The 13,747-nt window shown below is 67.8% G+C and carries 15 protein-coding genes and 1 pseudogene; 6 read left to right on the plus strand and 10 right to left on the minus strand.

All coding sequences use genetic code 11. The features are described 5' to 3' along the window. Window positions 1–127: 127 nt before the first annotated feature. The 6 genes and pseudogenes from Q5696_RS21140 to Q5696_RS21165 all read left to right on the plus strand — a co-directional run bounded on the left by Q5696_RS21140 (window position 128) and on the right by Q5696_RS21165 (window position 5,559). Window positions 128–1,255: an ABC transporter permease gene (locus Q5696_RS21140; RefSeq protein WP_305093198.1), complete on the plus strand. Its 1,128-nt coding sequence runs from the start codon at window positions 128–130 to the stop codon at window positions 1,253–1,255. A 32-nt stretch (window positions 1,256–1,287) separates the two neighbouring features. Next, window positions 1,288–1,989 carry an ABC transporter ATP-binding protein gene (locus Q5696_RS21145; RefSeq protein WP_305093199.1) on the plus strand — a complete coding sequence of 234 codons (702 nt, stop codon included), beginning with the start codon at window positions 1,288–1,290 and terminating at the stop codon, window positions 1,987–1,989. A 30-nt stretch (window positions 1,990–2,019) separates the two neighbouring features. Further along, window positions 2,020–2,613 (plus strand): TetR/AcrR family transcriptional regulator, encoded by a 594-nt coding sequence (locus Q5696_RS21150; protein WP_305093200.1) that lies wholly within the window; start codon window positions 2,020–2,022, stop codon window positions 2,611–2,613. A 225-nt stretch (window positions 2,614–2,838) separates the two neighbouring features. Further along, window positions 2,839–3,828, plus strand: coding sequence for a thioredoxin-disulfide reductase (gene trxB, locus Q5696_RS21155; protein WP_305093201.1), 990 nt, complete (start codon window positions 2,839–2,841; stop codon window positions 3,826–3,828). Window positions 3,829–3,855: 27 nt separating this feature from the next. Then, window positions 3,856–4,197: pseudogene (trxA, locus tag Q5696_RS21160) on the plus strand (thioredoxin); the annotation flags it as partial. A gap of 159 nt (window positions 4,198–4,356) precedes the next feature. Next, window positions 4,357–5,559, plus strand: coding sequence for an N-acetylmuramoyl-L-alanine amidase (locus Q5696_RS21165; protein WP_305093202.1), 1,203 nt, complete (start codon window positions 4,357–4,359; stop codon window positions 5,557–5,559). Between the two features lie 21 nt (window positions 5,560–5,580). On the opposite strand, the gene Q5696_RS21170 is transcribed toward Q5696_RS21165, so the two are convergent. The 10 genes from Q5696_RS21170 to rpmH form a co-directional block, all read right to left on the minus strand. Beyond that, on the minus strand, window positions 5,581–6,273 hold the full coding sequence (locus Q5696_RS21170; protein ID WP_305093203.1) for a GNAT family N-acetyltransferase: 693 nt from the start codon (window positions 6,271–6,273) through the stop codon (window positions 5,581–5,583). A 220-nt stretch (window positions 6,274–6,493) separates the two neighbouring features. Then, window positions 6,494–7,621 carry a ParB/RepB/Spo0J family partition protein gene (locus tag Q5696_RS21175; RefSeq protein ID WP_305093204.1) on the minus strand — a complete coding sequence of 376 codons (1,128 nt, stop codon included), beginning with the start codon at window positions 7,619–7,621 and terminating at the stop codon, window positions 6,494–6,496. Window positions 7,622–7,625: 4 nt separating this feature from the next. Further along, a complete protein-coding gene (locus tag Q5696_RS21180) occupies window positions 7,626–8,636 on the minus strand; it encodes a ParA family protein (RefSeq protein ID WP_305093205.1) in 1,011 nt (336 codons plus the stop codon). Window positions 8,637–8,706: 70 nt separating this feature from the next. Continuing rightward, window positions 8,707–9,396 (minus strand): 16S rRNA (guanine(527)-N(7))-methyltransferase RsmG, encoded by a 690-nt coding sequence (rsmG, locus tag Q5696_RS21185; protein ID WP_305093206.1) that lies wholly within the window; start codon window positions 9,394–9,396, stop codon window positions 8,707–8,709. Window positions 9,397–9,808: 412 nt separating this feature from the next. Further along, window positions 9,809–10,504, minus strand: a complete 696-nt coding sequence (gene rsmG, locus Q5696_RS21190) for a 16S rRNA (guanine(527)-N(7))-methyltransferase RsmG (protein WP_305095398.1) — start codon at window positions 10,502–10,504, stop codon at window positions 9,809–9,811. A gap of 86 nt (window positions 10,505–10,590) precedes the next feature. Beyond that, complete coding sequence (locus Q5696_RS21195) at window positions 10,591–11,190, minus strand: Jag family protein (RefSeq protein ID WP_305093207.1); 600 nt, start codon at window positions 11,188–11,190, stop codon at window positions 10,591–10,593. A gap of 21 nt (window positions 11,191–11,211) precedes the next feature. Further along, on the minus strand, window positions 11,212–12,297 hold the full coding sequence (gene yidC, locus Q5696_RS21200; RefSeq protein ID WP_305093208.1) for a membrane protein insertase YidC: 1,086 nt from the start codon (window positions 12,295–12,297) through the stop codon (window positions 11,212–11,214). A 76-nt stretch (window positions 12,298–12,373) separates the two neighbouring features. Next, window positions 12,374–12,640, minus strand: a complete 267-nt coding sequence (yidD, locus tag Q5696_RS21205) for a membrane protein insertion efficiency factor YidD (protein WP_305095399.1) — start codon at window positions 12,638–12,640, stop codon at window positions 12,374–12,376. 80 nt (window positions 12,641–12,720) lie between these two features. Continuing rightward, a complete protein-coding gene (rnpA, locus tag Q5696_RS21210; protein ID WP_305093209.1) occupies window positions 12,721–13,104 on the minus strand; it encodes a ribonuclease P protein component in 384 nt (127 codons plus the stop codon). A gap of 26 nt (window positions 13,105–13,130) precedes the next feature. After that, window positions 13,131–13,274 (minus strand): 50S ribosomal protein L34, encoded by a 144-nt coding sequence (gene rpmH / locus Q5696_RS21215; protein ID WP_040744549.1) that lies wholly within the window; start codon window positions 13,272–13,274, stop codon window positions 13,131–13,133. Window positions 13,275–13,747 lie beyond the last annotated feature (473 nt).

Below are 13,747 nucleotides of genomic sequence, written 5' to 3' on the forward strand. Positions count from 1 at the left end.
GCGAGACCGGAATCACCCTTTCTTGCCGACATGCCGTTGGTATGTTTATCGACATGCCGTCGGGAAGATTCGGGGGGTTCCCTCGTCGGCCACCGCGACCGATCACACCCACCAGGAGTCCCGACAGATGTTCCTCGCCCTACGCGAACTACGGTTCGCGCGATCCAGATTCGGCTTGATGGGCGGTGTCGTCGCCCTCATCTCCGTGCTGATGGTCCTGCTGTCCGGCCTGTCCTCCGGCCTCGTCGAAGACGGTGTCTCCGGCCTGAAGGCCACACCCGTCGACGGGTTCGCCTTCAACGAGGGCACCAAGACCGACTCGGCGTTCTCGCGCAGCGTCGTCACCGACGAGCAGGTCGACGCGTGGCGTCGGCAGCCCGGCGTCGCAGAGGCCGCGCCGTTCGGCAACATGCTCGTCAACGCCCACAACGACAAGGACGTCCCGGTCGACCTCGCCCTGTTCGGTGTCCCCGTCGACTCGTTCCTCGCGCCGACCGCGGCGCAGGGCACAGGGCTGAGCGAGCCGAACGGCATCGTCGTGAGCAAGAGCGCCCTCGACGAGGGCATCGCACTCGGCGACACCATCACGATCGACCGTCTCGGCACCGAACTGAAGATCGTCGGCATCACCGAGGGCAAGCAGACGTTCGGTCACGTCGACGTCGCGTACCTGCCGATCGAGATGTGGCGCCAGCTGCATTCGGGTGTGCGCCCGGGTGAGCCCGTCCCCGCCCAGTCGACGGTGGAGGCCACTGCGGTCGCGCTGAAGGCCGAGCCCGGCGCGAGCCTCGACTACGCGGCCGGTGACGCCGCCGCCGGGACGTCCACCGTCGCGCTCGAGGACTCGTTCGCGTCCTCGCCCGGCTACAGCGCCGAGACCATGACGCTGAGCCTCATCAAGGTGTTCCTGTACGCGATCTCCGCGCTCGTCGTCGGCGCGTTCTTCACCGTGTGGACGATCCAACGCAAGCACGAGATCGCCGTGATGCGCGCGATGGGTGCCTCCACCGGCCACCTGCTGCGCGACGGCCTGGCACAGGCGTTCGTCCTGCTGCTCGGCTCGGTCGCGGTCGGCGCCGCCGTCGGCTACGGTTTCGGCTCGCTGATCGGCGGGGGAGTGCCGTTCCTGCTCGAGCCCGGCGCGGTGGCCGCCGCCGCCGTGCTGCTGCTGGTCCTCGGCCTGGTCGGTGCCGCGATCTCGATCGTCCGGATCGCCTCGGTCGACCCGTTGAACGCGCTGGGAGGCCAGCGATGAGCGCCCGGAACGATTCCGGAAGGACAACCGCCATGACCACAACGTCGGACATCCGCATCGACACCGCCGCCCTCGAGATCGTCGACGCCGACTTGAAGCTCGGTGACGGCGAGCAGACCGTGACCGCACTCGACCGCGTGAGCCTGACCGTCCGTCCCGGCGAGATGGTGGCCGTCGTCGGACCGTCGGGTTCGGGCAAGTCGAGTCTGCTGGCCGTCGCCGGCGCGCTCACCACTCCCGACTCGGGCACCGTCCGCGTCGGCGGCCGAGACCTGCTGTCGATGACGAAGGCACAGGCCGCAAGGTTCCGGCTCGAACAGATCGGCTTCGTGTTCCAGAGCGGCAACCTGATCCCGTCGCTCACCGCCGCCGACCAGCTGCGCCTGGTGTCGCATCTCGGCAGCACGAAGGGCCGGAAGTTCCGCGACCCGCTCGCGCTGCTCGAGCAGGTGGGTCTGGGTCACAAGGCCGACCGACGCCCCGACCAGCTCTCCGGCGGCGAGCGGCAGCGGGTGGGTATCGCCCGCGCCCTGGTGTCGACGCCGTCGCTGTTGCTCGTCGACGAGCCCACCGCGGCCCTCGATCGGGTCCGCAGCCATGAGATCGTGCAGCTGCTGGCCCGCGAGACCCGGGAATCGAAGGTCGGAACCGTCATGGTGACCCATGACTACGATGTCCTCGACTATTGCGACCGTGTGGTCGAGATGACGGACGGCCGGCTCACGCCCCGGTAGTCCGGAACAGCCACAGCGAAAGGAGGGCACGTGCCGCGGATCAATGCACCCACCGTCGGTGAGCATCGGGCCGCGCAGCAACGTGCCCTCCTCGACGCTGCCCGCGACGTTCTCGCCGCGGGAGCGACCGAGATCCCGTCGTTCGGTGAGATCGCCGTCCGCGCCGGTCTCGCGCGGTCGAGCGTCTACCAGTACTTCAAGTCCCGCCGGCATCTCCTCGAGGCACTGGTCGAGGACGCCTTCCCCCGGTGGTCGGCCCGCGTCGCCGAGGCGACGGCCGACGCCGACGGTCCCGCACAGCGGGTCCTGGCGTACATCGACGCCAACCTGACGCTCGTCGCGGAAGGTGAGCACGCGATCGCGGCGGCACTCGCCCGGATCGCACCGGGGCCGGAGTTCGACGCCCGGAGCCGGGCGATGCACGCCGACCTCTACACCCCGCTGTCCGACGCACTGACCGAGCTGGGGGTGCAGGACGCCGCCGCGACGGCCGAATTGATCAATGCGATCGTGCATGCCGCCACCCGGCAGATCGAACGCGGCGAGGACGTCGAACGGGTGCGGAGGAACGCCGCCGACCTGGTCCGGCCGTTCGTGACCGAGCATGCGGCGCATTCCGGTTGAACGTTTGTCCGTCACGGACGTATGACTGGGGGCACAGCGATGTGTTCCACGTGAAACGTTCGACACCGCCGGACGTGCGGCGTCGCTCCCCGGGGGAACAACACCATCTAATCTGTTGTTGAGCTGACCGACTCCGCGAGGTGCACCGTCGGCGGTGGATCCGCGTGACCAGCAGCAGAACGAACGTTGTCCACTGGACAGCCGCACAGGACAGGAAAGGCCCGCATGACTACTCCGACCACGGTCCGTGACCTCATCATCGTCGGCTCGGGACCGGCCGGGTACACCGCCGGCGTGTACGCCGCCCGCGCGGAGCTCGAGCCCCTGCTGTTCGAGGGCACCCAGTTCGGCGGCTCGCTGATGACCACCACCGATGTCGAGAACTTCCCGGGTTTCCGCGAGGGCATCATGGGCCCGGACCTGATGGACGAGATGCGTGAGCAGGCCAAGCGGTTCGGCGCCGACATCCGCACCGAGGACGTCGAGGAGATCGAGCTGGACGGTCCCGTCAAGAAGGTCGTCGCGAACGGCGAGACCTACTACGCCCGCGCCGTCGTTCTGGCGATGGGTGCCGCCGCCCGTTACCTCGGTATCCCCGGTGAGGAGAAGCTCCTCGGCCGCGGTGTCAGCGCCTGCGCCACGTGCGACGGCTTCTTCTTCCGCGACCAGGACATCGTCGTCGTCGGCGGCGGCGACTCCGCGATGGAGGAGGCCACCTTCCTGACGAAGTTCGCGCGCAGCGTCACGCTCGTGCACCGCCGCGAGGAGTTCCGCGCATCCCGCATCATGCTCGAGCGCGCCAAGGCCAACGAGAAGATCCGCTTCCTCACCAACGCCGAGCCGGTCGAGGTCCTGGGCGAGAACAGTGTCACCGGCCTCGTGGTCCGGGACACCGTCACCGGCGAGCAGTCCACGCTCGACGTGACCGGCATGTTCGTCGCGATCGGTCACGATCCGCGCAGCGAGCTGGTCAAGGGCCAGGTCGACGTCGACGATGCCGGCTACGTCAAGGTGCAGTCGCCCACCACCGCCACCTCCACTGCGGGCGTCTTCGCCGCCGGCGACCTGGTCGACCACACCTACCGGCAGGCCATCACCGCGGCCGGCACCGGCTGCTCCGCCGCGATCGACGCCGAGCGCTGGCTGGCCGAGCAGGGCGACATCACCGAGAACACCCTCGCCGCCGCGGGCGAGCCCGTCGCCGTCGACGCCTGACCTGCCCCACCCTCAACCGACCGGAACAGATCCCAGGAGGATTCCGTGGCGAACACCATCACGATCAGCGACAACTCGTTCAAGCAGGAGGTTCTCGACTCGGAGAAGCCCGTGCTCGTCGACTTCTGGGCCACCTGGTGCGGCCCGTGCAAGATGGTTGCTCCGGTCCTCGAGGAGATCGCCGGCGAGCACGGGGACAAGCTCACCATCGCGAAGCTCGACATCGACCAGAACCCGGGTGCGGCCCGCGACTTCCAGGTCATGTCGATCCCCACGATGATCCTCTTCCAGGGCGGCAAGCCCGTGAAGACCATCGTCGGCGCCAAGGGCAAGGCTGCACTGCTCAAGGATCTCGCCGAGGTCCTCTGAGGCCTTCCTGCCGTCCCGTTCGGCCCGGTGATCCGTTTTCCGGCCACGGTGTGACCCGACTGCCACCGCAGTCTTGTCACACTGTGGCCGAACTTACGTGCCGTCCCGGCGACGCCGTCTGAGAGAATCGTTCGAGTCCGCTACGAAAGGTCCGCCAGTATGCAGCTGCTCCGTCACGGCGATCACGGCCCCGCCGTCGCCGAGATCAGGGGTACCTTGACCGGCCTGGGATTTTTCCATAACGGTGCGGCGCAGACGCACGGCGACGCCGCCGGCGGCTCGCACTGGATTGCTCCCGACGCCGTGTTCGATCATCGCCTCGACTCGGCTGTGCGTGCGTTCCAGCAGCAGCGCGGCCTACTCGTCGACGGTGTCGTCGGCCCGGCGACGTACCGGTCCCTCAAAGAGGCGTCGTACCGGCTCGGGGCCCGCACCCTCATCTACCAGTTGTCGGCACCGCTGTGCGGTGACGACGTCGCGCATCTGCAGACCCGGCTCGAGGATCTGGGTTTCTACATCGGCCGGGTCGACGGCTATTTCGGTCCGCGCACCCACGACGCGCTGAGCTCGTTCCAGCGGGAGATCGGGATCGCGTCCGACGGCATCTGTGGCCCGGCGACACTGCGAGCCCTCGAACTGCTCGGCACCCGGGTGTCGGGTGGTTCACCGCACGCGATCAGCGAGGAGGAGCTGGTGCGCCGCTCCGGCCCACAACTGAGCGGCAAGCGGATCGTGATCGACCCGGGACTCGGCGGCCCGGACACCGGCCGCATCGTGCAGGGCCCGACCGGCCCGATCAGCGAGGCGGAGATCCTGTGGGATCTGGCGAGCCGGCTCGAGGGCCGGATGGCGGCGACGGGGATGGAAACGTTCCTGTCGCATCCGCAGCACACCAACCCGTCGGAGGCGGACCGCGCGGAGACGTCGAACGGATTCGACGCCGATCTCATGATCGCGTTGCGCTGCGACAGTCATTCGAGCCCCGCGGCCAGTGGTGTCGCGAGCTTCCATTTCGGTAACTCGCACGGGTCCACGTCGATGATCGGTCAGATCCTCACCGGGTTCATCCAACGCGAGATCGTGGCACGAACCACGTTGCGGGACTGCAGGACTCACGGTCGTACGTGGGATCTTCTGCGGATCACGAAGATGCCGACGGTGCAGGTCGACATCGGCTACCTGTCGAACGCGTCCGACGTGGCGGTGCTGACCGATCCGCGGCAGCGGGACGTCATCGCGGAGGCGATCCTCATCGCCGTCAAACGCCTGTACCTGCTGGGGCAGGACGACGCCCCCACCGGCACGTTCACGTTCGCGGAACTGCTCGCACACGAGCTCGCGACCACCGAGGGCGCGCGCTGACCGACGCCCCGCCGGGGCCGGTCACACTCCCACGGGGCTCTTCTCGTCACGGCTCGCACCGCTGCCGACCATGGTGAGGGCTGCCGTCTCGAGGAGCCGTTCCAGGGCTGCCTCGACGTCCGCCTTCCAGAGGTGATCGCGGTCGAGTTCGAGGCGTAACCTCGGGAAACGATGGTGTGGCGCAACAACTTCGAAGCCGACGTCCTCGAGGAAGTCGGCACTGATCATGCACTCCTGCGGGGAGCATTCCCGGGCCGCGGTGGCGGTCGGGGTGTCGTGAGGGGAGCGGTCGCCGCGGATCCCGAACGCCTCGAGCGCGCGAACACCACGGCGGACCAGATCGGCGACCGCCGCCTGGATCAGGGTGGAACCGAGCGCGTACTCGTCACCGATCGGTTCGAGGCGCATCGTGGTGAGCAGGACGGCGTCGGCGCTGACCGGGGAGGTGGGGAACAGATCGGCGCGGGGCACGGTGCTGGGCGGCGCGTACAGGGCGCACCCGGCCGGCTTGTCGTCGACGAGCGCCACCTGACCGCAGGAACCCCATTCGAGCATGACCGTCGACAGCCAGGCTTCCTTCTCGAACTCGGGATCGCAGAAGTCGCGGGACGTGCGGAGGGCCGCGGGATCCATCTCCCAGAAGACGCATCGGCGAGCATGGGAGGACAGCTTGTCGAGGCCGTCGAGGGTGAGGGACGTGACGCTAGTCGACACCGTGTACGCCAGCCTCCATGCCCGCAGCCTCCGGACCACTCGGGGAGTCGAGTTCGTCTCCGCGAAACTTGTTCTTCCAGGATAGGCGATGCGTCCGGTCTCGGTGCGCCGGCGCCGGACTCCGACGACGGCAGCCGTCCGGTGCCCGAGACCACCGGATACGACGACACCCCTCGATTGCGTCACGGTGACGTAATCGAGGGGTGTCGTTCGAGCAGTCTCAGGCGTCGGCCTGCTGCTCCATCATCTTCACGATCCGCTCGAGATCGTCGACCGACCCGAACTCGACGACGATCTTGCCCTTACGCTTGCCCAGGCTCACCGTGACCCGGGTGTCGAACGAACTCGACAGCCGCTCGGCGACGTCCTGCAGCCCCGGCATCTGGATCGGCTTCCGCTTCGGCGCCGGGGTGGGGGAGGGGCCCTCACGGTTGGCGAGCACCACCGCTTCCTCGGTCGCCCGCACCGACATGCCCTCGGCGACGATTCGAGCGGCGAGTACCTCCTGCGCGTCGGCGCCGGCCTCGAGTGCGAGCAGTGCGCGGGCGTGCCCGGCCGACAGCACCCCGGCCGCCACCCGGCGCTGCACCGGGATCGGCAGTTTGAGCAGACGGATCATGTTCGTCACGACCGGACGCGACCGGCCGAGCCGTGCCGCCAGTTCCTCGTGCGTGACCTCGAACTCCTCGAGCAACTGCTGATACGCGGCCGCCTCTTCGAGCGGGTTGAGCTGCACACGATGAATGTTCTCGAGTAGCGCGTCCCGCAGCATCGACTCGTCGGTGGTCTCCCGGACGATCGCGGGAATCGTGTCGAGCCCGGCCAGCTGGCCGGCCCGCCACCGCCGTTCACCCATGACGAGCTGATACTGCTCGGCACCGGTCCGGCGGACCACGATCGGCTGCATCAGACCGAACTCACGGATCGAGTGCACCAGTTCGGCGAGGGCCTCCTCGTCGAACACCGACCGCGGCTGCTTCGGATTCGGCTCGATCAAGTGCGGCGGGATCTCGTGGTAGACCGCACCGGTGGGGGAGAGGGGATCCTCGTCGGTGCGGGTCGCCGGAGTCGGGGTCGGGGCCACGGCGACGGTATCGTCCGCCTTCGTTGCTGCCGTGGTCTTGGCCTTGGCCTTGGCCGCCGTCTTCTTCACGGGCTTCGCGGACTTCGTGGGCGGCACCACGGCCGACTCGTCGTCGGAGAAGAGATCCGGGGTGGACGCGGGTGCTGAGGTGCCGATGATGACGTCGGCCGCCGCGGTGCCGAGCCCGGGGCCACCACCCGTGGGTCCGGTCGGGATCAGTGCTGCGAGTCCGCGCCCGAGACCGCCCTTGCGTGTCTGCGCCATATTCCTACCGCTCCTGCGTCGTGGTGGTCATGCCGCGGGCCGCGAGTTCGCGGCCGGCGTCGAGGTAGCTCATTGCGCCCCGGGATCCGGGATCGTAGTCGAGGACGGTCATCCCGTAGCCGGGTGCCTCGGACACCTTGACCGAGCGGGGGATGACGGCCCGCAGCACCACGTCCCCGAAGTGCTTGCGCACTTCCTCGGCGACCTGATCGGCGAGCTTGGTCCGCGCGTCGTACATCGTGAGCAGGACGGTGGACACGTGCAGATCCGGATTCAGGTGGGCCTGCACGAGTTCGATGTTCCGCAGCAGCTGGCCGACGCCTTCGAGTGCGTAGTACTCGCACTGGATCGGGATCAGCACCTCCTTCGCGGCGACCATCGCGTTGACGGTGAGTAGGCCGAGCGACGGCGGGCAGTCGATGAGGATGAAGTCGACATCGAAGTCGGCGAGTGCCCGCTCCGACAGCGCGTTCTTGAGGCGGTTCTCGCGGGCGACCATCGACACGAGTTCGATCTCGGCACCCGCCAGGTCGATGGTGGCGGGAATGCAGAACAGGCGCTCGCTGTGCGGGCTCTGCTGGATTGCGTCCTTCGCAGTCACCTCACCGAGCAGCAGTTCGTAGCTCGACGGCGTACCCGACGTGTGCGGGATACCGAGCGCGGTGCTCGCGTTGCCCTGCGGATCGAGATCGACGACGAGAACACTGAGGCCCTGGACCGCGAGGGCCGACGCCAGGTTCACCGTCGAGGTCGTCTTGCCGACTCCACCCTTCTGGTTCGCGATCGTGAAAACGCGTCGCTGTGTGGGCTTCGGCAGGGCCACCGAACCCGGATGCAGCACCTGACTCGCCCGCTGGGCGGCCGCACCGATCGGTGTGTCCTCGAGGGAAATACCCTCGTAGGGGGAGGAGTGGGTGAAGTCCTGATCCCGACTGCCGCTCGTCGACTCGGGTGGGTGCCCGGTTTCACGTGAAACCGTTTCCCGTGAAACGGCGGATTCAGCTCCAGCCGACATCTACTGCTCCTTCGCTCGTTGTCCACTCATGACGCAATTCTCAACCCTGGCACCGACAATTGCCCGGAAGTCACCGCTTCCGGCGGCCGTGTTGCGCGACGCGTTCCGCGCGCACCACGATCGTCGGCACCGGCAGTATGTCGCCGCCGCACTCGAGCGCTTCCAGATTCCCGGCACCCAACCGGGTGAGCGCGGCCCGATCCCGGTCGATCTCCTCCGCAGCACTCGATCCCTTCAACGCCAGCATCCGGCCACCGACCCGCACCAACGGCAACGACCACCGCGCCAACTTCTCGAGCGGCGCCACCGCCCGGGACGTGACCACGTCCGCGCCACCGACCTCCTTGACCACCCCCGATTCCTCCGCCCGGCCCCGCACCACCGTCACGTTGTCCAACCCGAGTGCGTCGACGGTCTCCTGCAGGAACACCGACCGACGCAGCAACGGCTCCACCAACGTCACCCGAACGTCCGGCCGCGCGATCGCCAACGGGATACCGGGCAGACCCGCACCCGACCCGACATCCACCACGGTTTCCCCGGCACCCACCAGCTCACCGAGTACCGCACAGTTCAACACGTGCCGCACCCACAGCCGGGGCACCTCCCGCGGCCCGATCAACCCTCGAACGACACCGTCCGACGCCAACGCATCCCGATACGCCCCGGCCTGCTCGGCTCGTTCCCCGAAGACCCGCGCCACCGCACCGGCCACGTCCCACTGCTCATCCATCAACTCCACCAGTTCCACGTGAAACATCCTCTCCAACTCGTCGCGGCGCCACCAACCCGGGGGAGGGGAGGGGTGGCGCCGATCGCGATGGCCACCGACCGATGCGTAGGGCAGTCCGGTTACGCGACCCCGGAATGTTTCACGTGGAACCATCCGGCACGGAGCTGCTTTCGAGGACCCATCCCGGACTACATCGTCACAGTGACGAAATCTCCCGGTACTCCAAGGCCTGCGGCACTCCAACCGCGGTCCTCCGTCGACAGGATCCAGAAAAGAGTTGTAGGACAACAGTTTTCATTTCACAGCTCGGGTTCGGCGATTTTCCGGCGGATTACCGGGGAAGAGCGGGCTTCCGTCCGGCCGAGGCGGACTCTTCGGCCGGATGCGGGGCGGTCACCGTCACGGGTCGGCACCCGAGTAGGGGAGGGGAGCGGTCGGGTCAGTGCCGGCGCCCGCGATGCCGGTGCCCGGTGACGCGTTCGGCTCGAACGATCACGGTGGGGACGGGCAGTATGTCGCCGCCGCACTCGAGCGCTTCCAGATTCCCGGCACCCAACCGGGTGAGCGCGGCCCGATCCCGGTCGATCTCCTCCGCAGCGCTCGATCCCTTCAACGCCAGCATCCGGCCACCGACCCGCACCAACGGCAACGACCACCGCGCCAACTTCTCGAGCGGCGCCACCGCCCGGGACGTGACCACGTCCGCGCCACCGACCTCCTTGACCACCCCCGATTCCTCCGCCCGGCCCCGCACCACCGTCACGTTGTCCAACCCGAGTGCGTCGACGGTCTCCTGCAGGAACACCGACCGACGCAGCAACGGCTCCACCAACGTCACCCGAACGTCCGGCCGCGCGATCGCCAACGGGATACCGGGCAGACCCGCACCCGACCCGACATCCACCACGGTTTCCCCGGCACCCACCAGCTCACCGAGTACCGCACAGTTCAACACGTGCCGCACCCACAGCCGGGGCACCTCCCGCGGCCCGATCAACCCTCGAACGACACCGTCCGACGCCAACGCATCCCGATACGCCCCGGCCTGCTCGGCTCGTTCCCCGAAGACCCGCGCCACCGCACCGGCCACGTCCCACTGCTCATCCATCAACTCCACCAGTTCCACGTGAAACATCCTCACCGACCGGTCACGTCACCACAAGGAACGGCCGCGGCCCCCAGTCGAATCGACTGGGGGCCGCGGCCGGTGGTGTGGAGCGATCAGTCCTTGATCACGACGACGCAGCGGTTCGGCTCGGCGCCCTCGCTCTCGCTGGACACACCGTCGACCTTCGCGACAGCGTCGTGCACGATCTTGCGTTCGAACGGCGTCATCGGCGTCAGCATCTCCCGCTCCCCGGACGCGAGGACCCGCTCCGCGGCCTCCTTACCGAGGGCGCTGAGTTCGGCGCGACGGCCGGCCCGCCAGCCCGCGACGTCGAGCATCAGACGGCTACGGACACCGGTGGACTGCTGCACCGCGAGCCGCGTCAGCTCCTGCAGCGCGTCGAGCACCTCACCCTTGCGGCCCACCAGCTTCGACAGGTCGTCGCCGCCGTCGATGCTCACGACCGCGCGGTCGCCCTCCACATCGAGGTCGATGTCACCGTCGAAGTCGAGGACGTCGAGCAGCTGTTCGAGGTAGTCGCCCGCGATCTCGCCCTCTTCGACCAGCTCGTCCTCGGCGTCGATATCGTCGGCAGTCACAGCGGTGGCAGTGTCCTCGGATGGATCCTTGGTCTGCGTCTCGAGTGCCACGTCCGTGCTCTCCCCGTTCTCCCCGCCCGAGCCCTCCCGGGCGATGTCCTGCTCACTGGTCATCGTCGTTCTCTCTTCTCGAGGTCAGCGCCGCTTGCGCTTGTTGCTCTTGGGGCGGTTGGCAGCCGGCCGGGGTTTCGGCTTCGACGGTCGGGGGGCCGCGCCACCGGACGGCTCGTCACCGACCTCGGACGCCGTGGATTCGTCCTGGACAGGCTCCGTCGCGGCATCGGTGGCCGCCGGTGCGGCACCCTTCTTCTTGTCGAGCTTCGGACGGGCACCGGGCTTCGGGGCGTTGTCGGCACGGCGCTCGAGCGCGGCCTGCTTCTTCTCGGCCTCTTCGGCGTCGATGCGCCGGAAGACGATGTGCTGCTGCGCGTAGGTCCAGATATTGTTCGACACCCAGTACAGGAGGATGGCGATCATCAGGAACGGTCCACCGACGAGCACGCCGAGGGGGAACACCCACAGGGCGAGCTTGTTCATGATCGCGGACTGCGGGTTGGCGGCAGCGGCAGCGCTCTGACGGGCCACCGAGGCACGCGAGTTGAAGTGGGTCGCAACGGACGCGAGGACCATCAGCGGGATCGCGACCAATGCGATGTTCAGCGTCGACGGCACACCACCGAACGGCGCGAACGACTCCAACACACTCTGCGGCGAGGTGATGGCCGCGGAGATCGGGGCGCCGAACAGTCGGGCACTCAGGAACGACTGCACGTCCTCGGGACTGAACGCGTAGTTACCGATCGACGCATTCTGCTCGGCGGTCAGACCGAGCTGGCCCATGCCGGTGCCGGTACGGTTGAACGACCGCAGCACGTGGAACAGGCCGATGAACACCGGTGCCTGCAGCAGCACCGGGAGGCAACCCATCAGCGGGTTGAAGCCGTGCTCCTTCTGCAGCTTCTGCATCTCCAACGCCATCCGCTGGCGGTCCTTGGAGTACTTCTTCTGCAGGGCCTTGATCTGCGGTTGCAGTTCCTGCATCTGCCGCGTCGTCCGCACCTGCTTGACGAACGGCTTGTAGAGGATGGCACGCAGCGTGAACACCAGGAACATGACGGCCAGCGCCCACGCGAAGCCGTTGTCCGGTCCCAGCACGGCGCCGAACACCTTGTGCCAGACCCACAGGATCCAGGACACCGGATAGTAAATGAAGTCGAGCACGGCTCTGAGTACTCCTCTGTTCGTCCAGGTTCACCACCGCGGTGGTGTCGGCAAAGTTCAGGGCGAGCGGTGGGTGTCAGTCCCGGCTCACATGGTGGTGGTGGCGTCGGCCCCGCCGTTCGGGGACCGGATCCCATCCTCCAGGGTGCCAGGGTGCGCACTTGACCAACCGCACCACGGTCAGTGCCGATCCGACGACGAAGCCGCGGGTGCGCAGTGCCTCGACCGCATACTCGCTACACGTCGGCGTGAACCGGCACGTGGGCATCCGCATCGGGGACACGTAGGTGCGGTACAGCTCGATCAGGAAGATCAGGACGCGGGCGGGGAGGGACCGCAGCATCCGCAGCACCGTCAGGGAAGTGGCCACGAACGACGACGAGCGCGGACCGGGATCGGTCCGCGCCACGTCGTGTTCGGTACTCATACGGAGTCGCCTTCACCAGGGAGCAGATCCAGCTTCTTCAGCACGGATCGCACCTGCCTGTCGAGCTCTCGGGAGGTTGTGGTCGCCGAGCCCGGCAACGCACGGATCACCACGTCGGTGTCGGTGGGAACGACGTCCACCAACCCGGCGCAGATATGACGAAACCGGCGAGCGACTCGATGTCGAATCACCGCCGGCCCGACAGCCTTGCTCACGACGAGCCCGAAACGGGGCCCCTCGATGCTGGCACTCACCACGGGATCCGCGGGTTCACGCTCGAGAGCGTGAACGACGAGATCCCGTCGACCCATTCGACGCCCACGACGCACCGTGACGGAGAAGTCCGATCGTCGACGCAGGCGATACGGCTCAGGTAGCACCCCGAGCTCCCGAATTCAGGTCGGAATCAGGCGGTGAGCGACGCGCGGCCCTTGCGGCGACGCGCGGTAACGATTGCACGACCCGCACGGGTCCGCATACGGAGACGGAAGCCGTGAACGCGCGCGCGGCGGCGATTGTTCGGCTGGAACGTCCGCTTGCCCTTGGCCACGGTCAACACTCCTCGAAGTTGGTGACGCCGGTCGGCGTCGATCTACAGGTGAAACGAAAAACTGGTCGCCCCCTCGATGTCGAGGGGGCGACAACACGGAGGTATAGACCTCCGGCCAGCACACATCCTCCACCATCGGGTGACTGTTCGAGAGTACTGACAGGCCCTGGTGAGGTCAAACCGGGCCGCGGGGGCGGTACCCGACCCCGACACGCCACCGGCTCCGGAATCCTTGACCTTCCTGCTGCTTCTGTGCTTCCCGAAGGGGGCCGACCGGGGAGACACGCACGGACTTCCCGTCCTGCAGTCTCCGTTCCCAGTAGCATCGACTCTTCTCGCCGGTCACGGTCCGACCTCCGGTGTGCGGCTCACGGCGGCGACGCCACGGCCCGCGCCGAAGGTCCGGCCGGGGCCGGCACCCCACACCCGCAGGTTGTCCACACCTGTGGATAATCGTGTGGACACGCAGTTCG

It is taken from the genome of Prescottella sp. R16, from assembly GCF_030656875.1.
GTDB lineage: Bacteria > Actinomycetota > Actinomycetes > Mycobacteriales > Mycobacteriaceae > Prescottella.

Coding starts and splice junctions, on each gene's coding strand:
- Q5696_RS21140 (WP_305093198.1), top strand. CDS start 128: ATGTTCCTCGCCCTACGCGAACTACGGTTCGCGCGATCCAGATTCGGC.
- Q5696_RS21145 (WP_305093199.1), top strand. CDS start 1,288: ATGACCACAACGTCGGACATCCGCATCGACACCGCCGCCCTCGAGATC.
- trxB (WP_305093201.1), top strand. CDS start 2,839: ATGACTACTCCGACCACGGTCCGTGACCTCATCATCGTCGGCTCGGGA.
- Q5696_RS21165 (WP_305093202.1), top strand. CDS start 4,357: ATGCAGCTGCTCCGTCACGGCGATCACGGCCCCGCCGTCGCCGAGATC.
- Q5696_RS21175 (WP_305093204.1), bottom strand. CDS start 7,621: ATGGCGCAGACACGCAAGGGCGGTCTCGGGCGCGGACTCGCAGCACTG.
- Q5696_RS21180 (WP_305093205.1), bottom strand. CDS start 8,636: ATGTCGGCTGGAGCTGAATCCGCCGTTTCACGGGAAACGGTTTCACGT.
- rsmG (WP_305093206.1), bottom strand. CDS start 9,396: ATGTTTCACGTGGAACTGGTGGAGTTGATGGATGAGCAGTGGGACGTG.
- rsmG (WP_305095398.1), bottom strand. CDS start 10,504: ATGTTTCACGTGGAACTGGTGGAGTTGATGGATGAGCAGTGGGACGTG.
- Q5696_RS21195 (WP_305093207.1), bottom strand. CDS start 11,190: ATGACCAGTGAGCAGGACATCGCCCGGGAGGGCTCGGGCGGGGAGAAC.
- yidD (WP_305095399.1), bottom strand. CDS start 12,640: ATGCTGCGGTCCCTCCCCGCCCGCGTCCTGATCTTCCTGATCGAGCTG.